Genomic DNA, 22,897 nt, shown 5'->3' with positions numbered 1-22,897 from the left:
GGGCGAGCATTTTTAGATTCTCACTCGCCAAACACCCGCTTAAAGATACTATCCACGCTTTTTGTGTAGTAGCTCACATCAAAGCATTCTTTTATCGCCTGCTCGCCTATCGCGCTTACCAATTCAGAATCTTCAAGCAAATATTGCAGATACAAGCTCTCGCCGCGTTCATTTAGCGCGCTTTTGCCCCCTGCGCTTTTCCCCTCTTGCACCTCATTATTTTGTAGATTTTGCCACACCCTCATCGCATTTCTTTGCACGATTTTATAGGCGTTTTCGCGTGAGATTCCCTTTTTGGGTAGCTCTAAAAGCACGCGTTGAGAAAACACAAGCCCGCCTGTGAGATTAAGATTTTTGCGCATATTTTTAGGATACACCACGAGCTTATCTAGGAGCTGTGTGAGGCGAGCAAGCATAAAATCAGTGGTGATAAAGCTATCAGGCAGGATAAATCGCTCCACGCTAGAGTGGCTAATATCGCGCTCGTGCCACAAGGCGACATTTTCCATAGCAGGCAGGGCGTAAGCACGAATCACGCGACAAAGCCCCGTGATATTTTCGCTTAGCACGGGGTTTCGCTTGTGTGGCATAGCAGAGCTTCCCTTTTGCCCCTCTTCAAAGAATTCTTCAGCCTCATACACTTCCGTGCGTTGCAAATGGCGAATCTCAACGGCGATTTTCTCGCAACTGCTTGCTAGCAGGGCTAAATCCGTGATGACTCGGGCGTATCTATCACGCTGGATTACTTGGTTGCTTACAGGGGCGGGCTTTAGCCCGAGATTTTCGCATACGAGCTCTTCTAGCTTCATCGGCGTGTGGGCGAGATTTCCCATCGCCCCGCTTAGCTGTCCCACACTGATAATCTCAAGGCTAGAATGCAACGCGTCTAAATGCCTGCCTAGCTCGGCAAACCACACCGCACACACTAGCCCAAAAGTGATAGGCTCGCCGTGAATCCCGTGGCTTCGCCCCACCATAACCGTGTCTTTGTGTTCATAAGCGCGCCTTTTTACCACTTCGCGCAAATTTTTCACGCCATCAATGATGAGTTTGAGAGAATCGCGCATCTGCAACGCCACCGCCGTGTCGATACAATCACTGCTCGTAATGCCATAATGAAACCACCGCGACTCCTCGCCCAAAGATTCTGCCACACTCGTGGTAAAGGCGATTAAATCGTGCTTGGTTACCGCTTCAATCTCATCGATTCGCTTTATGTCAAATTTGGCATTCGCGCAAATCTTTTCGCAATCGCTATCAGGGATTAGCCCTAGCTTGTTCCACCCGCGCACAAGGGCAATTTCAACCTCTAGCCACGCGCTATACTTCGCCTCCAAACTCCATAATGACTTCATTTGCTCTCTTGCATATCGCTCTACCATTTTGTTGTCCTTTGCATTGCTACTCCTTTTTTGGATTTTGATTTGTTTTTAGCGTTCTTTTTGTAACATTATAATACAATAGTAGGCTAAAATCTCATCTCTTAAGAGTAACTTACTTAAAAAGGATAGGTATGAATATAGCTCTTTTACAAACAAATACGATACAAGATATTGCACGCATTGAGCAATATGTGCAAAACTGCGCTAAACAAGAAGTGGATTTGATATGTTTGCCTGATTATGTTTTTGAGCCATTTTTTGCGCCATTTCAATCAAACGCCACTTTTAAATATGGCACACACTACAACGCACAAATCATACAAAACATACAAACATTAAGTAAGACATACAAAATGCGATTCCTTGTGCCATTAGTCGTTGGTGAAGCGGTATTAAAAAAACACACAAAGGCTCTACATTGCACGACAAAAGATTCTAAAACGACCAAAAGCACACTGCCAAAACTCTACAAAGTCCTTGTGCTTGTAGATTCTAAAAATATTACAATATATACACAACAGAAACTTATGGGCTTTGCGCATTGGAATGAACGCGCGATTTTCGCAAATCCAAAATCAAAAACTCTGCACTTGCCACTAAGTTTTGAGTGTGGCGGGCTAAAGATTGGCGCGCTTTTTGGCTTTGAGCTTCATTACGATGCACTTATGCTAAAGATGAAAACACACAATTATGATTTGCTTATCGTGCCAACCGCAAGCACTTTTGAGACACATTTGCGCTGGCGAAGTCTGTGTAAAATGCGTGCATTTCTAGCCTCTAACGCGCTTGTGCGCGTGAATCGTGTGGGAGATGAATGTATCGATGGACATAATTGGAAATTTTATGGCGATAGTTTGTTTGTCAATGCCTATGGGGAAATCGAAGATAGTTTGCAAGATTATGAGGGCATTATGATTGTAAGTGTGGAAAAAGGCGATATTGATAAAGCAAAAGAATTATGGGCGTGGAATAAGTTTTAGATTAGAGGCAAGGGCGCAAAATGGAGCTTTTAGAATACGAGGAGTTAGAATCTACGCAAATATTTTTGGTGAATTGCATCAAAAGTGGAGAGTTAGTCGCCCCCATTTGTATAACTTGCAAGATTCAAAGCAGGGGCATTGGCTCAAGAGGCAATGTGTGGGAAAAAGTCCCAAATGCGTTGTATTTCTCATTTGCCATTGACAGAAATGCCTTACCGCAAGACTTAAAAATAGAATCTACATCTATTTATTTTGGATTTTTATGTAAGCAAGAGCTCGCGGAACTTGGCTCAAAAGCGTGGTTAAAGTGGCCTAATGACATCTATGTAGGGGATAAAAAAATTGGTGGAGTGCTTAGCACCATTGTCAAAGACAGCTTGTGTAGGGAAGTTGTCGTATGTGGAATAGGGATAAACCTGCATAATCAGCCACACAGCAACAATGACTCAAATAAAAATGAAGTTGGACGATTTTGCACTTTGGAGAAGGGAGCAAGCCAAAAAATCGTGCCACGCGAATTTGTTAAGAAATTTTGCGAAAATGTAGAAAAAAAGCTTTTATGGAAGCAGATTTTCAGCTTATATAAGTTAGAATTTCAAAACAATTTAGCTTTTAACTTTCATCATAATGGCGTGCGAATGTCATTTGAGGGAGTTAAGTTGTGCGAGGACGGCGCATTAGAGCTAGATTCTCAAAAAATCTATAGCTTTAGATAATCCCACATTTTTTATTTAGGAGTTACACAATGAGTGAAGTTATCACTGTCGCCAATCAAAAAGGTGGCGTAGGAAAAACAACAACAGCGGTTAATTTGGCGGCAAGTTTGGCTTGTTCAAACAAGCGTGTTTTATTGATTGATTGCGACCCACAAGCAAATGCAACAACGACATTTGGCATTCGTAGAAGCGAAGTCCAAGCAGACATATACCATGTTTTAAGTGGTTCAAAAAAGCTCTCTGAAGTGCTTATCCAAAATGAAGATATAGAAACTTTGCACATTGTGCCATCAAACATTAGCCTTGCTGGATTTGAAAAGGATTTCTACAACAAAAAATCTGCCCAAAGCATTTTGCGCCATAAAATTGAAGAGGTGCGCGGGGAATATGATTTTATCATTATCGACTCGCCTCCCGCACTTGGTGCATTGACCGTGAATGCACTGGTGGCATCAGATTCTGTAATCGTGCCTATTCAATGCGAGTTTTACGCGCTAGAGGGTTTAGCGCAGTTACTTAATACGGTGAAAGTCATCAAAGACACAAGCAATCCTGATTTAAGCATTCGTGGCTTTTTGCCGACAATGTATTCCACTCAGCAAAACCTCTCAAAGCAAGTTTTTGATGATTTATTGCACCACTTTGAAAAACATTTATTTAAAAATGAGGACAAGGAATTTATCATTGTGCCAAGAAGCGTAAGACTAGCAGAATCTCCAAGTTTTGGCAAGCCTATAATGCTTTATGATGCAAAATCTAATGGCTCTATGGCATATCAAAACCTCGCAGAATTTATCTTGCAAGGCGCGTAATGGCAAAGAATCGTGGGTTAGGCAGGGGGCTTAGTGCCGTATTTGGCGAAGTCTCCCAAGAGTATGAAAACAATCTCAACGCTCAAAATGAACTTGTGCTTGATTTAAGCATAGAAAACATTAAACCCAATCCTCATCAACCTAGAAAAACTTTTGAAGCAAGTAAGCTCCAAGAGCTTGCAGATTCCATTAAGGAGCACGGGTTACTTCAGCCTGTGGTCGTGCAAGAAGGTGAGGGTGGCGAGTATATTTTGATTGCGGGTGAGCGGAGATTACGAGCAAGCAAACTTGCGGGATTAAGCAATATTCGTGCGGTGCTTTTAGATTCTGATGCGCAAAAAAAATTGCGCGAGCTTGCACTCATTGAAAACATTCAGCGCGAGGGACTAAATCCCATTGAGCTCGCACAATCTTACCAAGAACTCCTGCAAGAATATAACATCACCCAAGATGAACTCGCCTCAAGGATTAAGAAATCACGCCCACAAATTGCTAATACACTCGGGTTGCTTAAACTTGAAAAATTTGTCCAAGACTGCATAATAGAGGGGAAAATCACGCAAGGACACGCCAAAGTCCTTGTAACCCTTAGCCCTAAAGATCAAAAACTTATGCTAGATTCCATACTTGGGCAAAAGCTAAGCGTGCAAGAAACAGAATCATTGGTAAGAAACATTAAAGACACGCAAAAATCACAAGAATCAAAAAACCCATCTAAAAAATCTACCCCCACAACTATCAATCAATCGCTTTTAAAACAAGCGAAAAATATGCTTGCTGAAAATGATTTTAAAGTAAGTGTAAAAAATAATCAACTTTGTATTACATTTAGCAAAAATGTAGAAATTGAGTCTTTTATTGCGAAAATTTCACATTAACTACTTACAAAAACTGCTAAATTTGTTACAATCAACTAAATCTTGGATATTTTACAAGGAGAGATAAATGGGAATATCAGTAAATCCACAACTTATGCTTTTAGTGTTTGTGTGCTTTATCATACTGCTTGTCCTGCTTAATCAATGGCTGTATAAACCTTTGTTAAACTTTATGGACGAGCGTGATGCGATGATAAACAAAGATTTGCACGACATCAAAGGGAGCACTCAGCAAATTGCCGAGATTGAGAAGCAAATTGCCGAAGTTTTGGGCGAGGCACAAAAAGAAGCAAAAGCCATCATCGATAAAGCCACTGCCCAAGCAAGGGCACTCTCGGAATCTACGATAGCGCAAAAAAAGCAAGAGTTAGATTCTAAAATGGTCGAGTTTCATAAAGAGCTTGCCAACGAGCGTGAGAATCTTAAAAAAGAGCTCTTAAGCCACATTGGTGAATACAAGCAAAGTATTCAAGCAAAATTACAACAAATCTAAAATGCAGTCAAGGAGAAAGTAATGAAAGAGGGTGTGAGAAAAGTTTTTTTACTTAGTGTATTACTTGCCTTGCCTAGCGTGGCGTTAGCATCTGGTGGGTTTGAGGAGAGCGACTTTGTCGTGCGACTTATCAACTTTGTGCTGTTTTTTGCGATTTTGTTTTATCTCACATTTGGCAAGATTAAGGCTATCTTTGTCAATCGCAAGAATAACATTATCAATCAGCTACAAGAAGCGCAAAACAAACTAAAAGCTGTGAGCAAGGATAAAGAAAACGCACAAAAAAGACTAAAAGAAAGTGCAATTAAAGCAAAAGAAATTATCGAAAATGCCAAGCGTGAGGGCGAACATATCGCACAAAAAATCCAAGAACAAACCAATGCGCAAATCCAATCAATGATAAACACAATGGAATCTAATATGGAGTTTGAGCAAATCCGCGCCAAAAGAGAGTGTGTGGAGGAAATCTTAAGTGATGTGATGTATTCAAAAGACATAAAGTTTGACAATAAAGATTATGTCAATATCATTACAAAAAGGATTGCCTAATGATAGCTAAGAAATACACAAAAGCCATTTTAGAGAGCTTCTCAAATAATGAAGTTCAAGAAATCATTGACATTTTATCAAAGCTCAATAAAGCACTAGAGGATAAAAAAGTCGCTGAGTGCATTAACTCGCCATTCATCGATAAAACACAAAAAGAACAGCTCATTTTAAGTGTTTTTGATAAATTGGAGCAAAAATTTGAAAACCTACTTAAGGTTTTGGTCGCAAGCGATAGAATCTGCCTAATCCCAGAGATTATCAAAGGCTTAGAGAAAAAGCTCCTCGCAGACAAAAAGCAATTTGTAGCGATTTTGAAAATCAAGCAAGAGCTAGATTCTGCGACATTGCAGAGCATCGCTAAAAGTCTTTCTACTAAACTCAATGCCAATCTTGATGTGCGCCAAGAAAAGGCCTCCATTGAGGGCATTAGACTTAGCGTGGAGGACTTGGGCGTAGAGATTGCGTTCTCAAAAGAGCGTTTTTTAGGGGATTTGACAAATCATATCCTCAAAGCAATTTAATCTAAACATAAGGAGAAACAATGGTAGCAAAGTTAAAGTCAGAAGAGGTGAGCTCGATAATCAAAGAGCGCATTGAAAATTTTAATATCAATGTGGATATTAGTGAAACAGGCAAGGTTGTTTTGTATTCTGATGGCGTGGCGAAAGTCTATGGACTTAATAATGTTATGTATTATGAAATGGTGGAGTTTGAGACAGGCGATATTGGACTTGCTTCAAGCTTGGAAGAATCAAGTGTCGGTGTCGTGGTGCTTGGCAGTGGTAAAAACATTAAAGAGGGCACTTCAGTAAAGAGGTTAAAGAAACTTATGAAAGTGCCTGTTGGCGATAGTGTCGTGGGACGCGTGATAAACACTCTTGGTGAAGCCATTGATGGCAAGGGCGCGATAGAATCTAGCGAATATCGATTTATAGAGGAGAAAGCTCCGGGCATTATGGCAAGGAAGTCTGTGCACGAGCCATTGCAAACAGGGCTAAAAGCTATTGACGCTCTTGTGCCTATCGGTCGCGGACAAAGAGAACTTATCATCGGCGATAGACAGACAGGTAAAACCACTGTGGCTGTGGATACTATCATCAACCAAAAAGGACAAGATGTGATTTGTATCTATGTAGCAATCGGGCAAAAGGAATCCACGGTCGCCCAAGTGGTGCGCAAACTTGAAGAGCACGGTGCGATGGAATACACCGTGATTGTGAATGCTCCTGCCTCATCTTCTGCAGCGATGCAATTTATCGCTCCTTATGCTGGAGTAACCATTGGAGAATACTTTAGAGATAATGGCAGACACGCGCTTATCATTTATGATGATTTGAGTAAGCACGCTGTGGCTTACCGCGAAATGTCTCTTATCCTTAGAAGACCGCCCGGGCGCGAGGCATTCCCCGGCGATGTATTCTATCTGCACTCTCGATTGCTAGAGCGTGCGGCTAAGCTTAGCGATGCGCTAGGAGCTGGCTCTTTAACTGCATTACCAATCATTGAAACACAAGCGGGTGATATTTCTGCGTATATTCCTACCAATGTGATTTCGATTACTGATGGGCAAATATTCCTCGAAAAAGACTTGTTTAACTCTGGTGTGCGCCCCGCTATCAATGTGGGCTTGTCCGTTTCTCGCGTGGGTGGTGCAGCACAAATTAAGGCGATTAAGCAAGTTTCTGGTAATTTACGCCTTGACTTGGCGCAATACAGAGAGCTTCAAGCGTTCTCACAATTTGCTTCAGACCTTGATGAGATTAGTCGCAAGCAACTTGATAGAGGACAAAGAATGGTTGAGATTCTCAAACAACCTCCATATTCACCTCTAGCGGTTGAAAAGCAGATTGTTATGATTTTTGCTGGCGCAAGAGGCTTTTTAGATGATGTAAGTGTGGATAAAATCGGGGAGTTTGAAAATAGCCTTTATCCATTTATCGAGGCAAAATATCCTAAGGTCTTTGAGGAAATTCGTGCAAAAAAAGCCCTAGATAACGACATAGAATCTACACTCAATAACGCGCTCAAAGAGTTCAAAAGCACTTTTGTAGGCTAAAATAATAAGGAGTATGCAATGGGTGGGAATCTAAAGGAGATACGAAGAAAAATCACAAGCGTGAAAAATACGCAAAAAACCACGCGCGCAATGAAGCTCGTCTCCACTTCAAAGCTCAAAAAGACCGAAGAGCTCGCAAGACGCTCTAAGGTCTATTCACAAAAGCTCAATGAGGTTTTTGATGATATTGTGCGCAAGGTTTTGATTAAAGGAGTGGAAAATATCAATAGCAAATACTTTTTGGGCTCTAAAAGCAGAGACATTAAAAAGATTGATATTGTGTTTATCACTGCGGATAAAGGACTTTGTGGCGGATTTAATCAAGCTACAATCAAAGAAGTATTGCGTTTGATGAACTCTTATAAAGAGAAAAATATCAAGGTGCGCCTGCGAGGCATTGGTAAAAAAGGTATTGCGTTTTTTACCTTCAATGATATTGAGGTGCTTGATAAAGCGATAAACCTAAGCTCAATGCCTACTTATGAGGGAGCGGCGAACTTTATTGGCAATGTCGTGCAAGACTTTTTGGATGGGCTTACTGATGAAGTCATCATCGTGCATAATGGCTTTAAAAATATGATTTCTCAACAACTAGAATCTCGTGCTTTGCTTCCGCTAACTATAAACATCGATACAGAGCAAGTAAAGCAAGATAACGCAATCCTTAATATAGAATCCGAAGAGTCAGAAGATGTCGTGCTCGACCAACTTGCACAAAAATACATCGAATACAATATGTATTACGCGCTTATAGATTCTCTGGCTGCTGAGCACAGCGCACGCGTGCAAGCAATGGATGCTGCGACAAACAACGCTGGGGATTTGGTTAAGAGTTTGAGTATTTCTTACAACAAAGCACGCCAAGAGGCTATCACAACAGAGCTTGTTGAGATAAACGCTGGTGTAGAATCAATGAAATAAAACAAAGGAGAACAAATGCAGGGCAAAATTATTCAGGTTATGGGACCAGTGGTTGATATGGAGTTTGATTCATATCTTCCTTTTATCAATGAAGCGGTGGATATAGACTTCCAAGTTGAGGGGCGCAAAAATAAACTTGTGCTTGAAGTAGTGGGACATCTTGGTGATAATCGTGTGCGCACTATTGCTATGGATATGACAGAGGGCTTGACACGCGGACAGGCTGTAAAAGCGCGGGGCAAAATGATTGAAGTGCCCGTAGGCGAGCAAGTGCTAGGGAGAATCCTTAATGTAACAGGCGATATTATCGATGGTGGCGAAGAGCTAAAGACTGATTTAAAATGGCCTATCCACCGCGAAGCACCGAGCTTTGATAACCAAAGCACAAAGACTGAAATCTTTGAGACAGGCATTAAAGTTGTTGATTTGCTTGCTCCTTATTCCAAAGGTGGTAAGGTTGGATTGTTTGGTGGTGCTGGTGTGGGTAAAACGGTGGTTATTATGGAGCTTATCCACAATGTGGCGTATAAACACAGCGGTTATTCCGTATTTGCTGGTGTGGGCGAGCGCACAAGAGAGGGGAACGACCTCTACCACGAAATGAAAGAAGGTGGCGTGCTTGACAAAGTGGCTCTATGCTACGGACAGATGAACGAGCCACCTGGGGCGAGAAATAGAATCGCCTTTACAGGACTTACAATGGCAGAATATTTCCGTGATGAAAAAGGCTTAGATGTGCTTATGTTTATCGATAATATTTTCCGTTATGCGCAATCTGGTGCAGAAATGAGTGCGTTGCTCGGCAGGATTCCATCGGCGGTGGGCTATCAACCGACACTTGCAAGCGAAATGGGCAAGCTCCAAGAGAGAATCACCTCAACCAAAAAAGGCTCGATTACTTCGGTCCAAGCGGTGTATGTGCCAGCTGACGACTTGACCGACCCAGCTCCTGCGAGTGTGTTCTCTCACCTTGATGCGACTACCGTGCTTAATAGAAAGATTGCTGAAAAGGGCATTTATCCAGCGGTAGACCCGCTAGATTCCACTTCGAGAATCTTAGACCCACAAGTCGTAGGCGAAAACCACTACAATGTCGCCACAGAAGTGCAACAAATCTTACAAAAATACAAAGATTTGCAAGACATTATCGCAATCTTGGGAATGGACGAGCTCTCTGAGGAGGACAAGCAGACCGTAGATAGAGCGCGTAAAATTGAGAAGTTCCTCTCTCAGCCATTCTTTGTGGCAGAAGTCTTCACGGGCTCTGCGGGCAAGTATGTAACACTTGAGGAGACATTAGAGGGCTTTAAGGGAATCTTAGAGGGCAAATACGACCATATCCCTGAAAATGCGTTTTATATGGTGGGCAACATTGGTGAAGTGCTAGAAAAAGCAGAGAAACTCAAAGCATAAAGGCAAAGCTATGGAACATTTGGAATTAAGTATCATCACGCCCTATGGTAAGATTTATGATGGTAAGGTAGCGTGGGTGGTGATGCCGGGCTCTCAAGGCGAGTTTGGTGTATATCCCGGACACTGCAACTTGCTCTCCACACTTAAGACAGGTGTCGTGGAGCTAGAGAGAGCAAATGGCAAGACAGAGCTTATAGCTATAAATTGGGGCTATGCCGAAGTCTCACCACAAAAGGTGAATATCATCGCCGATGGTGCTGTCTCTATCAGCGGAAGCACGCAAGATAAGATTGCTAGCGCGATTGAAGATGCTAAAAAGCTCTTAGAGGAAGCAAGTAGCGATACTGTGGCTATGGCTTCTGTCGTATCGCGTATAGAAAGCACCGTAAAAAGCAAGCTCTAAGGCTTGCTTTTCCACACTTAAAGAAACAAAGGTAGCTAAACAAATTTTATCTTATTTAAGGATTTGAAATGCTTAAATTGCCCCCCCCCCCCCGCACGCGTGTTTAACGCTTGTAATCATTTGTTGTATTAGCATATTTTGCGCGTGCAATGCACCACAAACCCCGCAAGATTCCATTGACACGATGATACAATCCCACGCCAATGCGCTAGAGAAATTTAGCGAGAGATTAAAAAAGCCAAAAGTCATCGCCATTTCAGATATTGCAAACTACACGGGTGAAGCCATTGATATACAATCACTCATCGCCAAACTCAAACTCGCCCTTTCACAGAACCACAAAATCACCTTTAGTAGCGCAGTGGGCGGGAGTGGTGCGAGTATAGACACAATGATTAAACAATCTCGCAAACTACGAGATAATGCGGAGTTTGACCCCTACACGACTAAAGAAAAGGGCGAATTGCTCGCACCTGATTACTCCCTCTCTGGCAAAATCACTAAAATAGCGGGTGGGTATGAGTTTCTCCTCACTTTGAGTGATTTAGGCAGGGGAGTGGAAGTGTGGAGTAATATTGCAAGATTTCATACAATTCCTAAAATGACAAAGAAGACTATGAGTAAAGAGGAGGAAGCACTCCAAGATTGCTTACAAAATGGCATTGAAGATTCTGTGTGTAAAGAACTTATAAAAACTATTATGGCACTATACAAAGATGACAAGGATTTCGATGACCTATGGAAAGAATCACTTGATAAGTGTTTTAAAGAAAGTAATGCAAATGCGTGTAAAGAAGGAAAAGAGCTTGCAAAAACATTCATAAAATTCTTTGAACTCTCTGAGGAAGTGGCAAAAGAGTATCCTTCGCTAGCTAATAAAGAGGATTCTCCATTTGGAATATTCAACCAATGTGAAAAGGATACAGAATGTGCCTCATCTATGAGTATGCTTTACGCTCTTGCTGAGCGCGACAAAGAAGCCATAGCTCTTGCCAAAAAGGCAAAAAATTCTACTGAAATCTTTCACAATATTGGAAGATTACTCTATGAAATAATTGGGGAGGATTATGATAGGGTGATATTATATTTCAAACTTGCTTGCAATGGGAGAAACTCTTCTTGTGTCAATTTAGCTTTTATTTACAATGAGAAACAAGATTATTTCAACGCCAACAAAATCAACAACACATTATGTCAAAAAGCTACTAATGGAATAATAAAATCAAGTGGCTGTTTTGGCATAGGATTAGCATATCACAAAGGTGAGGGTGCGCGACAAGATTTTATCAAAGCAATGGAATCTTACAAAAAAGCGTGTAATTTGAAACACGCAGGCGCGTGTAACAATATAGGGCATCTCTATGATGCTGGACTTGGTGTAAGGCAAAATTACCCTCTTGCCAAACAATATTACGGCAAAGCTTGTGATTTGGGATTACAATTAGGTTGTGATAACTATAAACTTCAATAGTTTTGGTGTCCCTTAAAAATTCCCATAATTTTTTAAGCAAGACACATCGAACCCAAACCAAAAAAACACAACAAAATCCCGCAAAAACACACCAAAATTACAATTTAGATTCTATAATTCCACATAGCAAATTTATCATCACTCAAGGAAGTGCCAATGGATATTTTCGTTTCGTTTATTACCAAAAGCTCTGTTCCCACGCTCATAGTCATTTTTTGGCTAGCAGTGTATCTTTTTATCACGCTATGGATTTATATTTATAAAAACTTCAGTCTCAATGATTGGCTAAACAACGAAAATACCAACCTAGAGATTCTCATCGCTAGCCCGCACACTCTGCCACAAAGCAAAATCTTGCAAGTCATCACCCAAAACTACGATACGACTAGATTAGATTCTAATATCTTAAGCATTTGGAAAACGCGCGCACTTCAGCAAGCGACAAAAGGCTTAGTGATTCTTAGCATTATCGCCTCCACCGCGCCATTTATCGGGCTTTTTGGCACGGTGGTAGAGATTTTAGAGGCGTTTTCGCACCTAAGTGGCGGGGGAGTGAGCTTTGATATTATCGCGCCTATTATTTCAAAGGCACTCGTGGCTACGGCTTGTGGGATTCTCACTGCTATTCCTGCGTATTCATTTTACTTACTGCTCAAGCGCAAATCCTACAACCTAAGCGTATGTATCCAAATGCAAATAAACCTTATCCTAAGCGCGCAACGATAACCTTAAGGGCAAATATGAATGAGGAAAATGACGAATTAGGATTAGATGATAAGCCAGAGCTTAATATCACGCCACTTGTCGATGTGATGCTCGTGCTTTTGGCGATTTTGATGATTGGGATTCCTACCGTTACTTACCAAGAGGACATCACTCTACCACGCGGGAGTAAAAGCAAAAAGTTAGAGCGCGATTCTATCATCGAAGTGCGTGCCACCGTGGATAAAAAAATCTTTGTGCGCGATGAAGTGTTTGATTATTTTAGTTTCGCAGATAACTTCACGCTTAAATCTGCTCGCCTTGATAAATCGCTCCCTGTATTTATCCGTGCGGATAAAAATTTGCGTTATGAAGAAGTGATGACTATATTAAAAGTGATTAAAGAAGCTGGATTTTTGAGGGTTTCGCTCGTTACAGGAGGGTAGATGCGAAGGTATGAGATGCGCGAGCGTAATGACTTTTTGCTTTTTGTTTCTAGTGGAATGATTGCGTTTTGCCTAATGGCATTACTTGCTTTTGGGCTTTTTGCTGGATTAGTTCTCGTGCCTACCAAATACGCCTCCATAAGCGAAAGTGCCATAACCATAGAATCTATCGACCTCCAAGCCTACCTCGATATAAGTAAAGAGACACAACCACAAATACAAACTCCCAAAAACAATCCGCTTGAAGGGCTTGGCGTGAATGAAATGTTTGAAAACATCGATAGTGATAACGCGCCAAAGAGCGAGGAAATCGCAGACAATAGAGAGAAAATGGCGCAAAACACTGACACTCAAAAGATCCAAGAACTCATCGAGCAAAGTAAAAATATACAAGAACGACTCAACGCAATGGATACTATCGCTATCACAAATAGTCAAGATTCCAATGAGGGCGAGTTTGATGAATATTACGCACAGATTCAACAAATTTTCCAAAAACAATGGGACAGCAATAAAACCTTTTTGCCGCCTGATTTGGTAGGCGTGGCACTTATCCACATTAACGAAAAAGGTGAAATGACTTATAGCGTGAAGAGATACAGCCAAGATAATAGCTTTGATAGCACGCTTGATTCTGTGTTGCGCTCGCTTAAGGATTATCCATTTCCTCCGCCTAAAAAGACGCGTAGCATTGACATTCAGTTCAAAAGCAATATAACCAAAAATCGCTCTAACACAAATGCTGGAATCACACCAAATGAATAGCCCCGCTAAAATCTCAGTCTGCATTATCGTAAAAAATGCCCAAGCCACGCTAAAAGAGTGCTTAGAATCTTTGCGCGAATTTGATGAAATCATCTTACTCGATAATGGGAGCACGGACGCCACACTGCAAATCGCGCAGGATTTTAACGCCAATTATGGCAAACTGCACATCAAACAAAGCGAGTTTATCGGCTTTGGCGCGCTAAAAAATCTCTGTGTGAGCTATGCTAAAAATGAGTGGATTCTCTCACTTGATAGCGATGAAGTGCTAGAATCTAGCGCGTTAAGCGCAATCAAAGCCCAAAATTTGCAACCCCAAAATATCTACGCCATCTCGCGCAAAAATCTCTATAAAGGCGAGTGGATAAAGGCGTGCGGGTGGAGTCCGGACTTTGTATGGCGGATTTTCAATAAAAACTTCACGCGCTTTAATGAAAACATTGTGCATGAGAGCGTGATAATCCCGCCAAACGCACAAAAGATTCGCTTGCAAGGGCATATCAAACATTATGCGTGCGGTGGAATCGCGCAGTTACTTGATAAACTGCAACGCTACACCACGCTATACGCCGAGCAAAACGCCCATAGTAGCAAAAAAGCCACAATGTCAAAAGCAATTACGCATTTTGCGTGGAGCTTTGTGAAAAATTATTTTTTCAAAAAAGGCGTTTTTTACGGCTACAAAGGCTTTGTGCTAAGCCTTTGCAACGCGCTTGGCTCGTTTTTCAAATACGCCAAACTCTATGAAGTGCAACGCCACAAATCCGCCACGCCACAAACTACCACGCTCATCATTACAACCTACAATCAAAAAGAGCGACTTTCCCTCGTGCTTGATTCTGTGCGAAATCTAAATCCCCTCCCCAAAGAAGTCCTAATCGCCGATGACGGGAGCAAAGCTGATACGCGCGAAGTCATACAATCTTACGCAAAGGATTTTCCCTGCGAGTTGCGCCATATTTGGCACGAGGATAAGGGCTTTCGTTTGGCGCAGATTCGCAATGAAGCCATAAAATCCGCGCGTGGCGACTACATTATCATTATCGATGGCGATATGATTGTCGATTCGCGATTCGTGGCAGAGCATTTGCGATTCGCAAAGCGTGGCGTATTTTTGCAAGGCTCACGCGTGATTTTGCGTGAAGCTGAAACAGCGAATATTTTAGAATCTAAAAACTATGCTTTGGCTTTTGATTCGCACTCTTTGAAATCCACACATTGCGACTTTTACGCGAATCTCATCTACACATTTTCCAAAACCACCGCCAAAATTTTTCGCAAAAAAGAGCTGATAAAAGGCGTTCGCGGGTGCAATATGAGCTTTTATAAAGCCGATTGTGAGGCGATAAATGGCTTTAACGAAGAGTTTGTCGGCTGGGGACGCGAAGATAGCGAATTTGTCGCAAGGTTTTTGTTTAAGGGCGGAGAATTACGGCGCGTGAAACATAACGCCATCGCCTATCATCTCTACCACGCAGAAAACCCGCGCACAATGCTAGAATCTAACCACAAAATCTACCTAGACGCAATAAGCCACAAAAGCAAATGGGCAAAAATGGGTTTGCAAAAGCCATAACAAAAGGGCTAAACCAAATACCTAATATTTGTAATATGGGCGAGTTTTTTTGGCTGGCGGTGCAAATCTTTGAGGAAATGCCACCACACCGATATTTTAGGGAATTTAAGCGTTGCAAGCATTGATTGTATCCCTAATGTATCTTTTGAAAGCGGGGTTTTAAAGACTTTCATTGCATAGCCTAAAATCACGCTATTAAAAAACCCCTCATATCGCGCCCTAAATTCTGAATCTTGCCCGCCATTTTGCGATAGCTGCGCCTCATAAAATCCCCAAATGATAAAGCCTAGTCGCACAAAGCAATACGCCCTAAAATACTCTCGCAAAGATTTATAATCGCTAAAATCCCCCCGCAACGGCTCTAAAAAGCTAGGGATTTGTGCGGGGAAAGCAGCTTGCTTTTGGACATTGATGATAGAAGTGGCGCGCTTGCGATACACATACAGCCCCTCATTTGTATAAGCGACTTTGTGGGCGAGGCAAAATAGCAATGTCCCAAAGTCGTGGTCTTCGTGGTAGATACCCTCTGTGTAGCGCAAAGCATAGCGGTTTAAAATCTCCGCTCTAAACAGCCCTTGCCACGCAAAAAAGAAATCATAATATCGATTGCGCGTTAGTAGCTCTAATCCCGTGTCATACTCGTTTTGTTTGAGTTTGGAGAGATACGCGCCTTTTGTGGATTGTTTGGTGGTGTCATCATATTCTAGCCAATTATGCACGGCAATGTCTAAACCCCCTTCAAGCAGTCTTGCCACGCATTTTTGTATGCAATCACTTGTGATTACATCATCGCTATCTACGAAGTGAATAAGCGCGTCTTTTGGCAACTCTTGGGTGATAAAGTCATTGATACGCTCCAAATCGCTTTTGATGAAATGTGGCGCGATTTGGCTAAAATGCGCGTCTAGCTCTTGTGTTGTAATTGTTTTGTAGGTTTTGGTAAATGTGTGGGTTTGAGCGAGGGATTTTATTTCCCTATTTATTGCGGATTTGCTTTCCTCTACTTCCCCCTCACTTGCATAAGATTTTTGTTCGCAATCTATTAAGCCCCCTCCCTTGCGGATGGGGTTTGGGGGTGGGTTTAGCTCTGTGGAATTTAATGTGGATTCTACCCTCGCCTTAAGCCCTCTCTCCGCAAAGGGATTTTGTATTTCAAAAAACTCTCGCAACGCAGTGCCTTTGATACATTCAAGTCCAAAGTTTCGCGCCGAGCTTAGTCCTCCATTTGGCTTACTTATCACAAAAATGCGCTTATCTCGCCTAGCAAAATCTAGCGCAATGTCTAAACTCTCATCACTGCTTCCATCATCAACTAAGATAATGTCGAGATTCTCATAGCTTTGGTGTATGATAGAATCTAAACATTCTTTGAGGTAGGGCGCGACATTATAAATAGGGATAATGATAGAGACAATGGGGGTTTGCATTAAGATTCCTTTATAAAATAGAATAATTATAGTGAAATTTTAGCACGATGCGTTTGTGATTTTCCCATTTGGTAAGACACAAATATCTTTATATAGTGCGTTTCGCACTACACGGATTTGAAATCCACTTGGCAATGGCGTTGGAATCTTCGCACAAAAGCTCCGCCCAAAAGAATCAAAATAGAGCCTCGCCGTATCACGCTCGATACAAACATTGGGCGCGTAAATTTGTAGATTCTCCACATTTATGCTCTCTGCTAACCGTGCTTCAAAAAGCGCGTTATTTTTGCATTCCGTAGAAATATTTGTGTTGTTATATCCACTTATACACCGAGAACTAAAGTCTTTTGCGATAATGTCTCCTGCCATAGGACGAGAATCAAAGTCCGTGCTCTTCGCTGCTCTTGGCGTATCGATAAACACAGAATAACTAAAAGTCGTATAAACTTGTCTGCCTAAGTGAAGCTGAAACTGCCATAGTGCATTTTTGGATTGAGAGAGGAGACGCCCTTGGTGGATTGCTGGATAATTTTGAGCAAGAGTGTGTATGTGCGAAGTGTGTAAAAAATGGCGATTGTCGCTAAGTGCGAGAATCTGAGCGTGCTGAAGGTGGTGATGGAGTGATTTTTGTGCGATAAGTAGGTTTTGGTTTTGACTAGGCAAGGCAAAAGCATAAAAAATCGCGCAAATACTAAACACAAAAGCAAATTCAAGCAAGTTCATTTTTGTCCCCTTTTGCGTGCAATATCATTGCAATATCATTGTGCAAAATCAACAATCTCATACGCCATAATGATTCTCCCTAAGTATTCCACAGTGATTAGTCGCTCTGGTAAGACTTTATCCACGCTTGCCACATCAATAGAGCGCAAGATTCTTAGCGAGTCATTACTAATGCCATAAAAGCGCAACTGCATACCAATGCGATATTCATCTGCTCGGATAGAATCAATGCCTTTTCCCCGTAGTTTTTCAGCAATTTCTTTGCCATAATAATATGAATGCGCGAAATGTGTCTTCACAGGGAAAAGATACAAAAACTTGTTGCCATATAAAATCGCACTTTGAGCGAATGTAAAAAACAAAACAATCACCAAGCGCATAATATATGGGCGTCTAAAGAATCGCAATCGCACACGAATATCGCTAAGCATTTTTTTGATTGCCACAGGGATACAAAATACCCCCAAAGGCAAAAATGTCTGTAAATCTACACTTTGGCGAATGGATAAAAGAAGCACAAAAACGATTGCCACAAGGCTTATGATTCCCATTAAATCGCTACCTCTGCGTAAAGAATCAATAAGCGCGTAAAGACTATACAACAAAAGTAATGGTGAAAACAAAAAAACAAGATTCCCTAAAGTTTCGACAAAATAGTTTTGCGGACGCCCACCAATGCCAAGCTCAAAGATATTCATATTTACCCCAAAGCACATAAGAGCAAAAAACATATACGAAGTGTTTTTGTTTTTCATCGCATAAAAAAACAAACCTAAAAACAAAATACTAAAACTTTGGTCGATAAAAATGCTAATGGCAGGCAAAAAATACGCATTTTTCTTAAATTTCACCTGCCACAACACGCATAAAAGTGCGATGAAAATCACCAAATTACTTTTGGAAATCAAAATGGAGTTAAACATAAGACCGGGCAAAAACATAAAGGTTAGTGCGCAAAGCACACTATCATAGGGCTTTTTAAAATAATCCAAACAAATCACATAAAACAGCACTACATTGATACTATGCAAGCACAAAAATGGCGCGCGCAGAGCAAAATCATCGCCACCAAAGTTTGTATGCGCAAATCTTGCTACCTTAAAAAGCACTTCATCACTATAAAAAAGCCCAAATACTTCCTTATGATGCACGCTAATTTCATTGATATTAAAGAGCAAACTTGCAATGTAGGCAAGCAAAATGCAAACAAAGACAATATGGGCTTTGATAGGACTTTGTGTCGAAGTTGGCAAAGAAGCACTTGGCATATCACACCCATTAAATATGGCGTAATAGTAATGCTAAAGCATTTTGCGCGCTAAGATATTGGATTTGTGCTCGAGGGAGATTCCCAAAGTTGCATTGCTCTATGATAGCACGCTCGCCCCTTTGCTTCACGCCGATAAACACAAGTCCCACAGGTTTGTGCTCGCTCGCACTTGGTCCTGCCACACCACTTGTAGCAAGCGCGAAATCCGCACCACTCACGCGCAAGATTCCCTCACACATTTGCGCTACGACTACTTCACTTACCGCACCAAATTGCATTAAACTTTGAGAATCTACGCCCAAGACACGCTCTTTAATGTCGTTAGCATACGCGATGATTCCACAATCAAACACTGCCGATGCGCCACTAATGCTTGTAAGCTGATGAGCCAAAAGTCCGCCTGTGCAACTCTCTGCAATGCCTACTTTTTGTTCGCTCTTGGTTAAGGTGCGCACCACTGCTTCGCCTAGATTTCCTACAATGAGCTTTTGTCCAAATATCTTGCAAACCTCATCAAAAAATCGCTCCACGCTTGTGCAATCTGTGTCATCTTGTGGCACAGCATATAAAAGCAAGGCACGAGATTCCAAACGCACACCATACTTGCTCGCATAAGGAGAAAGGAGCAACACGCAATCTTCAACATCAAAGCCAAGCAAGATAAACTGCCATTGTGTAGATTTCATACACCACCTTTATATCAAATACGCAATTATGACAAAAAAACTAAAATTTATGGTAGCATTATTGGCATATCAAATTACAAAAGGAGGCAGTATGTCAAAAGACAAGCAATTGGTCATAAGACCTGAGAACGAAAAAGATATACGAGATGTGTATCGTAAGAAAAATGGGCGAATGAAAGAGGAATTTTACCTTGATGAGCTAGAAAAGCTCCAAATTGAGCTTTGCAAGCTCCAAAGCTGGGTAAATGAAAAAAAGAAAAAGATTGTCATCATCTTTGAAGGGCGCGATGCAGCTGGGAAAGGTGGCACAATCAAGGCATTAAGAGACCATTTAAATCCTAGAGGGTGCAGAATCGTAGCACTTCCTAAACCAAGCGATAGAGAAGCCACAGAGTGGTATTTCAAACGCTATATCTCTACTTTGCCAAGCGGTGGTGAGATTGTCTTTTATGATAGAAGTTGGTATAACCGCGCTGGAGTGGAGCGCGTAATGGGCTTTTGTAGCGTGGAGCAGTATAAAGAATTCATCACACAAGTCTCAAATTTAGAGCAAATGCTCATAGCAAGCGGGACAATGATTTTTAAATATTTCTTAGATGTAGGCAAAGAGGAGCAAAAACGCAGAATCTCTCGCCGTAAAACTGACCCGCTACGAATGTGGAAACTAAGTCCTGTCGATGATAAGTCACTAGGGCTTTGGGACGAATATACAGAAGCATTTGAAAAAATGTTCGCACGCACACACACACATTTTTGCCCTTGGGTGATTGTCAATACTAATGATAAAAAGCGCGCACGCATTAACATTGCCCGCGACCTTTTAAGCAAAATCGACTATGATGGCAAAGACCAAACAAGCGTTTGTATGCTCCCTGACCCACATATCGTATGGCAATACTCTGAGTATCAGCGACACAATAGCGACCCGACACAAGACATTCTCAAGCAAATAAAAGAGGAGAAAAAAGAAAGGGAAGCGCGAAAAGCAGAGAAAAAGCGCGAAGAAAGCAAAAAGCAAAAAGAAGTAAAAAAGGCGAGTGCCCCCACACCAAAGCCAGCTACGCCAAAGCCAGCTCCAAAGCCTAAAGATTCAAACAACACACAATCTTAAGGTTTAGGCGGGGAATCTCCCCTGCCTAACTTATCCCATCATAATTCTTAAAATTTCACAAAATTACAATATTTTAAAGCACTAGCGTTTCATTATGAAAGATTGTGGTGTAGCAGTGAGGTTTTGTGGCGACCCCTGCAAGATTTGAACTTGCGTTCCCGCCTCGAAAGGGCGGTATCCTTGGCCTCTAGATGAAGGGGTCAAAAAACTATAAGCAATTTAGATTCACAAAATGGTAAATTCTTTACTATTTCTCTGCACTTTTATATGATTTTTGCTTTTATTACATTATAATTTAATGCCTTACAAAATTCAACCTAAAGGACACATTATGAAAAGTTTGTATGTATTTCTCACACTCACATTTGGAATGGCTACCCTTTTTGGTGCAGATGCACACGCGCATCACGACCATCACAATCATCACGCACAAGATTCCGCTCAAACAGAATCTGGTAAAATCATCGAGGCTATGCACGCTCCTATGCACGCACAAAAGCCCTCAAGCACAAAAAGCGTAGAGATTGACTTTTTGAGTGATATGATACCTCATCATCAAGGTGCGATTGACTCTGCTAATCTCTTGCTCCAAAAGGTAAAAAGTGGCAAGACAGCAACGCTCGCACAAAACATCATCAAAGCTCAAGAGGGTGAAATTGCAGAGTTCAAAGAGTTAATCGCTAACAAAAGCGTAACAACTACTAAAATTTCCTCAAAAGAGTATAAAGGCTTTGCTGAAAAAAATGCTAAAGCAATGGGTATGATGATGCACAGAATGGCGATTAAAGAAAGTGGCAATGTAGAGCGAGATTTTCTTGCAGCGATGATTGCACATCATCAAGGTGCGATTGACACTTCTACTATCGTGCTTGAATACACCAAAGATGAAAAAGTGCGCCAAATCGCACAAAAAATCATCGATGACCAACAAAACGAAATTGCCACTATGCAAAAACTTATAGACACCATTGACAAAAAGAAGCGTAAATAACACTTTGCTTACAAGAGGGCTGTTTGGATTCTTATCAATATGGCGAATTGCTAAAAACTTTGCAAAGCAAATACGCCACTATCGGCGAGATTATCAAGCCCTCTATTTTGCAAGAGGAGCTAGCCAAGCTAGAGGCGTTAGAATCTGCGCCAAACTTCTGGGAAGACGCCAAAAAAGCGAGCGAAATATCCAAGCAAAAAACCAAAATCACCAAAACTCTCCAATCCTACACCACACTAGGCAACAATCTAAACGATAGCGCAGAGCTTTTTGAGCTAGCGAGCGCGCAGGGCGATAGCGATACGCTTGAATTGCTTTTCGCAGAATCAAGCGCGCTAGAATCCGCTATCTTGCAAGCCGAGCTAGAGATTTTGCTAAACTCCCCAAATGACGCACTCAACGCCATTATCACTATTCAGCCCGGAGCGGGCGGGACAGAGGCGCAGGATTGGGCGAGTATGCTCTATCGTATGTATCTGCGCTGGGCGGAGCGGCGGGGGTATAAAGTCGAGATTTTGGACTATCAAGACGGCGAGGAAGCGGGAATCAAAGGCGCGGCATTTATCATTAAAGGCGAAAATGCCTTTGGCTATGCAAAGGCAGAATCAGGCGTGCATAGGCTAGTGAGAATCTCGCCTTTTGATTCTAATGCCAATCGGCACACAAGCTTTGCAAGCGTGCAGGTAAGCCCTGAAATCAACGATGACATAATAATCGAGCTAGAGGAAAAAGACTATCGAATCGACACATATCGCGCAAGTGGTGCGGGCGGACAGCATATTAACAAAACCGATTCTGCCATTCGTATCACGCATTTCCCAAGTGGCATAGTCGTGCAATGCCAAAATGATAGAAGTCAGCACAAAAACAAAGCCACCGCGCTAAAAATGCTCAAATCCAAACTCTATGAAATCGAGCAGACAAAGCAAAGAGAGAGCGCAAACACGGGGGAAAAAAGTGAAATCGGCTGGGGACACCAAATCCGCTCCTATGTGCTAGCCCCCTATCAGCAAGTCAAAGATTTGCGCTCAAACTACGCTACAAGCGACACGGCAGGGGTTTTGGACGGGGATATAGACGCGCTCATCGAATCGGTGCTGGTGATGAAAGAATAAACTTAAAATAA

General features: G+C 41.8%; 24 protein-coding genes and 1 tRNA gene. 19 read left to right on the top strand and 6 right to left on the bottom strand.

The genetic code is table 11. The annotated features are described in order from the left end of the window. Window positions 1-20: 20 nt before the first annotated feature. Window positions 21-1,382, bottom strand: a complete 1,362-nt coding sequence (purB, locus tag ACWIUJ_RS08005) for an adenylosuccinate lyase (RefSeq protein ID WP_454149949.1) — start codon at window positions 1,380-1,382, stop codon at window positions 21-23. Between the two features lie 131 nt (window positions 1,383-1,513). Here purB and ACWIUJ_RS08000 point away from each other — a divergent pair, with 131 nt between their 5' ends. From ACWIUJ_RS08000 to ACWIUJ_RS07925, 16 genes are all read left to right on the top strand, one after another. Further along, complete coding sequence (locus ACWIUJ_RS08000) at window positions 1,514-2,362, top strand: carbon-nitrogen hydrolase family protein (RefSeq protein WP_454170110.1); 849 nt, start codon at window positions 1,514-1,516, stop codon at window positions 2,360-2,362. A 20-nt stretch (window positions 2,363-2,382) separates the two neighbouring features. Beyond that, window positions 2,383-3,078 carry a biotin--[acetyl-CoA-carboxylase] ligase gene (locus tag ACWIUJ_RS07995; protein ID WP_454170108.1) on the top strand — a complete coding sequence of 232 codons (696 nt, stop codon included), beginning with the start codon at window positions 2,383-2,385 and terminating at the stop codon, window positions 3,076-3,078. Between the two features lie 29 nt (window positions 3,079-3,107). Then, window positions 3,108-3,890 (top strand): ParA family protein, encoded by a 783-nt coding sequence (locus tag ACWIUJ_RS07990; protein WP_454149954.1) that lies wholly within the window; start codon window positions 3,108-3,110, stop codon window positions 3,888-3,890. Further along, window positions 3,890-4,768 carry a ParB/RepB/Spo0J family partition protein gene (locus ACWIUJ_RS07985; protein WP_454149956.1) on the top strand — a complete coding sequence of 293 codons (879 nt, stop codon included), beginning with the start codon at window positions 3,890-3,892 and terminating at the stop codon, window positions 4,766-4,768. Before ACWIUJ_RS07990 ends, ACWIUJ_RS07985 begins: the two co-directional genes overlap by 1 nt. A 67-nt stretch (window positions 4,769-4,835) precedes the next feature. Beyond that, window positions 4,836-5,261, top strand: a complete 426-nt coding sequence (locus ACWIUJ_RS07980; RefSeq protein ID WP_454149958.1) for a FoF1 ATP synthase subunit B' — start codon at window positions 4,836-4,838, stop codon at window positions 5,259-5,261. Between the two features lie 21 nt (window positions 5,262-5,282). Then, window positions 5,283-5,810 carry a F0F1 ATP synthase subunit B family protein gene (locus ACWIUJ_RS07975; protein WP_454149960.1) on the top strand — a complete coding sequence of 176 codons (528 nt, stop codon included), beginning with the start codon at window positions 5,283-5,285 and terminating at the stop codon, window positions 5,808-5,810. Then, window positions 5,810-6,331, top strand: a complete 522-nt coding sequence (locus tag ACWIUJ_RS07970; RefSeq protein WP_454149962.1) for a F0F1 ATP synthase subunit delta — start codon at window positions 5,810-5,812, stop codon at window positions 6,329-6,331. The genes ACWIUJ_RS07975 and ACWIUJ_RS07970 overlap by 1 nt, the downstream gene beginning before the upstream one ends. 20 nt (window positions 6,332-6,351) lie before the next feature. Next, window positions 6,352-7,866, top strand: a complete 1,515-nt coding sequence (atpA, locus tag ACWIUJ_RS07965; protein ID WP_454170106.1) for a F0F1 ATP synthase subunit alpha — start codon at window positions 6,352-6,354, stop codon at window positions 7,864-7,866. An 18-nt stretch (window positions 7,867-7,884) separates the two neighbouring features. Further along, window positions 7,885-8,787: an ATP synthase F1 subunit gamma gene (atpG, locus tag ACWIUJ_RS07960; protein WP_454170104.1), complete on the top strand. Its 903-nt coding sequence runs from the start codon at window positions 7,885-7,887 to the stop codon at window positions 8,785-8,787. Between the two features lie 15 nt (window positions 8,788-8,802). Continuing rightward, entirely contained in the window at window positions 8,803-10,200 is a 1,398-nt protein-coding gene (gene atpD, locus ACWIUJ_RS07955; RefSeq protein ID WP_454149968.1) for a F0F1 ATP synthase subunit beta, read from the top strand. Window positions 10,201-10,210: 10 nt separating this feature from the next. Then, window positions 10,211-10,603: an ATP synthase F1 subunit epsilon gene (gene atpC, locus ACWIUJ_RS07950; RefSeq protein WP_454149970.1), complete on the top strand. Its 393-nt coding sequence runs from the start codon at window positions 10,211-10,213 to the stop codon at window positions 10,601-10,603. Window positions 10,604-10,787: 184 nt separating this feature from the next. Next, complete coding sequence (locus ACWIUJ_RS07945; protein ID WP_454170102.1) at window positions 10,788-12,074, top strand: hypothetical protein; 1,287 nt, start codon at window positions 10,788-10,790, stop codon at window positions 12,072-12,074. 156 nt (window positions 12,075-12,230) lie between these two features. Further along, window positions 12,231-12,800, top strand: coding sequence for a MotA/TolQ/ExbB proton channel family protein (locus ACWIUJ_RS07940; protein ID WP_454149974.1), 570 nt, complete (start codon window positions 12,231-12,233; stop codon window positions 12,798-12,800). A gap of 14 nt (window positions 12,801-12,814) precedes the next feature. Beyond that, the gene (locus ACWIUJ_RS07935) at window positions 12,815-13,222 is read left to right on the top strand and encodes an ExbD/TolR family protein (RefSeq protein WP_454149976.1); all 408 of its coding nucleotides are present in this window, start codon (window positions 12,815-12,817) and stop codon (window positions 13,220-13,222) included. After that, complete coding sequence (locus tag ACWIUJ_RS07930; protein WP_454149978.1) at window positions 13,223-13,987, top strand: TonB C-terminal domain-containing protein; 765 nt, start codon at window positions 13,223-13,225, stop codon at window positions 13,985-13,987. Then, window positions 13,980-15,563, top strand: a complete 1,584-nt coding sequence (locus ACWIUJ_RS07925) for a glycosyltransferase family 2 protein (protein WP_454170100.1) — start codon at window positions 13,980-13,982, stop codon at window positions 15,561-15,563. Before ACWIUJ_RS07930 ends, ACWIUJ_RS07925 begins: the two co-directional genes overlap by 8 nt. 8 nt (window positions 15,564-15,571) lie before the next feature. Here the strand turns inward: ACWIUJ_RS07925 and ACWIUJ_RS07920 are convergent, their stop codons facing one another. The 4 genes from ACWIUJ_RS07920 to ACWIUJ_RS07905 are packed head-to-tail and all read right to left on the bottom strand — an operon-like array spanning window position 15,572 to window position 19,669. Beyond that, window positions 15,572-16,990: a glycosyltransferase gene (locus tag ACWIUJ_RS07920; protein ID WP_454170098.1), complete on the bottom strand. Its 1,419-nt coding sequence runs from the start codon at window positions 16,988-16,990 to the stop codon at window positions 15,572-15,574. Between the two features lie 39 nt (window positions 16,991-17,029). After that, a complete protein-coding gene (locus tag ACWIUJ_RS07915) occupies window positions 17,030-17,713 on the bottom strand; it encodes a hypothetical protein (protein WP_454170096.1) in 684 nt (227 codons plus the stop codon). A 35-nt stretch (window positions 17,714-17,748) separates the two neighbouring features. Further along, entirely contained in the window at window positions 17,749-18,981 is a 1,233-nt protein-coding gene (locus ACWIUJ_RS07910) for a hypothetical protein (RefSeq protein WP_454170094.1), read from the bottom strand. Window positions 18,982-18,991: 10 nt separating this feature from the next. Next, window positions 18,992-19,669 carry a CinA family protein gene (locus ACWIUJ_RS07905; RefSeq protein WP_454170092.1) on the bottom strand — a complete coding sequence of 226 codons (678 nt, stop codon included), beginning with the start codon at window positions 19,667-19,669 and terminating at the stop codon, window positions 18,992-18,994. A gap of 91 nt (window positions 19,670-19,760) precedes the next feature. Between ACWIUJ_RS07905 and ppk2 the strand changes: the two genes are divergently transcribed. After that, complete coding sequence (ppk2, locus tag ACWIUJ_RS07900; protein ID WP_454170091.1) at window positions 19,761-20,780, top strand: polyphosphate kinase 2; 1,020 nt, start codon at window positions 19,761-19,763, stop codon at window positions 20,778-20,780. Window positions 20,781-20,906: 126 nt separating this feature from the next. Here the strand turns inward: ppk2 and ACWIUJ_RS07895 are convergent. Then, window positions 20,907-20,982, bottom strand: a tRNA-Glu gene (locus ACWIUJ_RS07895). 129 nt (window positions 20,983-21,111) lie between these two features. On the opposite strand from ACWIUJ_RS07895, the gene ACWIUJ_RS07890 reads away from it, so the two are divergent. Together ACWIUJ_RS07890 and prfB are read left to right on the top strand one after the other, a co-directional pair. After that, entirely contained in the window at window positions 21,112-21,771 is a 660-nt protein-coding gene (locus tag ACWIUJ_RS07890) for a DUF305 domain-containing protein (protein ID WP_454149992.1), read from the top strand. A gap of 23 nt (window positions 21,772-21,794) precedes the next feature. Then, window positions 21,795-22,886, top strand: coding sequence for a peptide chain release factor 2 (gene prfB / locus ACWIUJ_RS07885; protein ID WP_454170089.1), 1,092 nt, complete (start codon window positions 21,795-21,797; stop codon window positions 22,884-22,886). The last annotated feature ends 11 nt before the right edge of the window (window positions 22,887-22,897 follow it).

It is taken from the genome of Helicobacter sp. 23-1046, assembly GCF_053654635.1.
This window is presented reverse-complemented; position numbering and strand designations above follow the sequence as displayed.

What these genes read in the sequence shown, in the direction of transcription:
- purB (WP_454149949.1), bottom strand. Translation starts at nt 1,382, where the DNA reads ATGGTAGAGCGATATGCAAGAGAGCAAATGAAGTCATTATGGAGTTTG.
- ACWIUJ_RS08000 (WP_454170110.1), top strand. Translation starts at nt 1,514, where the DNA reads ATGAATATAGCTCTTTTACAAACAAATACGATACAAGATATTGCACGC.
- ACWIUJ_RS07995 (WP_454170108.1), top strand. Translation starts at nt 2,383, where the DNA reads ATGGAGCTTTTAGAATACGAGGAGTTAGAATCTACGCAAATATTTTTG.
- ACWIUJ_RS07990 (WP_454149954.1), top strand. Translation starts at nt 3,108, where the DNA reads ATGAGTGAAGTTATCACTGTCGCCAATCAAAAAGGTGGCGTAGGAAAA.
- ACWIUJ_RS07985 (WP_454149956.1), top strand. Translation starts at nt 3,890, where the DNA reads ATGGCAAAGAATCGTGGGTTAGGCAGGGGGCTTAGTGCCGTATTTGGC.
- ACWIUJ_RS07980 (WP_454149958.1), top strand. Translation starts at nt 4,836, where the DNA reads ATGGGAATATCAGTAAATCCACAACTTATGCTTTTAGTGTTTGTGTGC.
- ACWIUJ_RS07975 (WP_454149960.1), top strand. Translation starts at nt 5,283, where the DNA reads ATGAAAGAGGGTGTGAGAAAAGTTTTTTTACTTAGTGTATTACTTGCC.
- ACWIUJ_RS07970 (WP_454149962.1), top strand. Translation starts at nt 5,810, where the DNA reads ATGATAGCTAAGAAATACACAAAAGCCATTTTAGAGAGCTTCTCAAAT.
- atpA (WP_454170106.1), top strand. Translation starts at nt 6,352, where the DNA reads ATGGTAGCAAAGTTAAAGTCAGAAGAGGTGAGCTCGATAATCAAAGAG.
- atpG (WP_454170104.1), top strand. Translation starts at nt 7,885, where the DNA reads ATGGGTGGGAATCTAAAGGAGATACGAAGAAAAATCACAAGCGTGAAA.
- atpD (WP_454149968.1), top strand. Translation starts at nt 8,803, where the DNA reads ATGCAGGGCAAAATTATTCAGGTTATGGGACCAGTGGTTGATATGGAG.
- atpC (WP_454149970.1), top strand. Translation starts at nt 10,211, where the DNA reads ATGGAACATTTGGAATTAAGTATCATCACGCCCTATGGTAAGATTTAT.
- ACWIUJ_RS07945 (WP_454170102.1), top strand. Translation starts at nt 10,788, where the DNA reads ATGATACAATCCCACGCCAATGCGCTAGAGAAATTTAGCGAGAGATTA.
- ACWIUJ_RS07940 (WP_454149974.1), top strand. Translation starts at nt 12,231, where the DNA reads ATGGATATTTTCGTTTCGTTTATTACCAAAAGCTCTGTTCCCACGCTC.
- ACWIUJ_RS07935 (WP_454149976.1), top strand. Translation starts at nt 12,815, where the DNA reads ATGAATGAGGAAAATGACGAATTAGGATTAGATGATAAGCCAGAGCTT.
- ACWIUJ_RS07930 (WP_454149978.1), top strand. Translation starts at nt 13,223, where the DNA reads ATGCGAAGGTATGAGATGCGCGAGCGTAATGACTTTTTGCTTTTTGTT.
- ACWIUJ_RS07925 (WP_454170100.1), top strand. Translation starts at nt 13,980, where the DNA reads ATGAATAGCCCCGCTAAAATCTCAGTCTGCATTATCGTAAAAAATGCC.
- ACWIUJ_RS07920 (WP_454170098.1), bottom strand. Translation starts at nt 16,990, where the DNA reads ATGCAAACCCCCATTGTCTCTATCATTATCCCTATTTATAATGTCGCG.
- ACWIUJ_RS07915 (WP_454170096.1), bottom strand. Translation starts at nt 17,713, where the DNA reads ATGAACTTGCTTGAATTTGCTTTTGTGTTTAGTATTTGCGCGATTTTT.
- ACWIUJ_RS07910 (WP_454170094.1), bottom strand. Translation starts at nt 18,981, where the DNA reads ATGCCAAGTGCTTCTTTGCCAACTTCGACACAAAGTCCTATCAAAGCC.
- ACWIUJ_RS07905 (WP_454170092.1), bottom strand. Translation starts at nt 19,669, where the DNA reads ATGAAATCTACACAATGGCAGTTTATCTTGCTTGGCTTTGATGTTGAA.
- ppk2 (WP_454170091.1), top strand. Translation starts at nt 19,761, where the DNA reads ATGTCAAAAGACAAGCAATTGGTCATAAGACCTGAGAACGAAAAAGAT.
- ACWIUJ_RS07890 (WP_454149992.1), top strand. Translation starts at nt 21,112, where the DNA reads ATGAAAAGTTTGTATGTATTTCTCACACTCACATTTGGAATGGCTACC.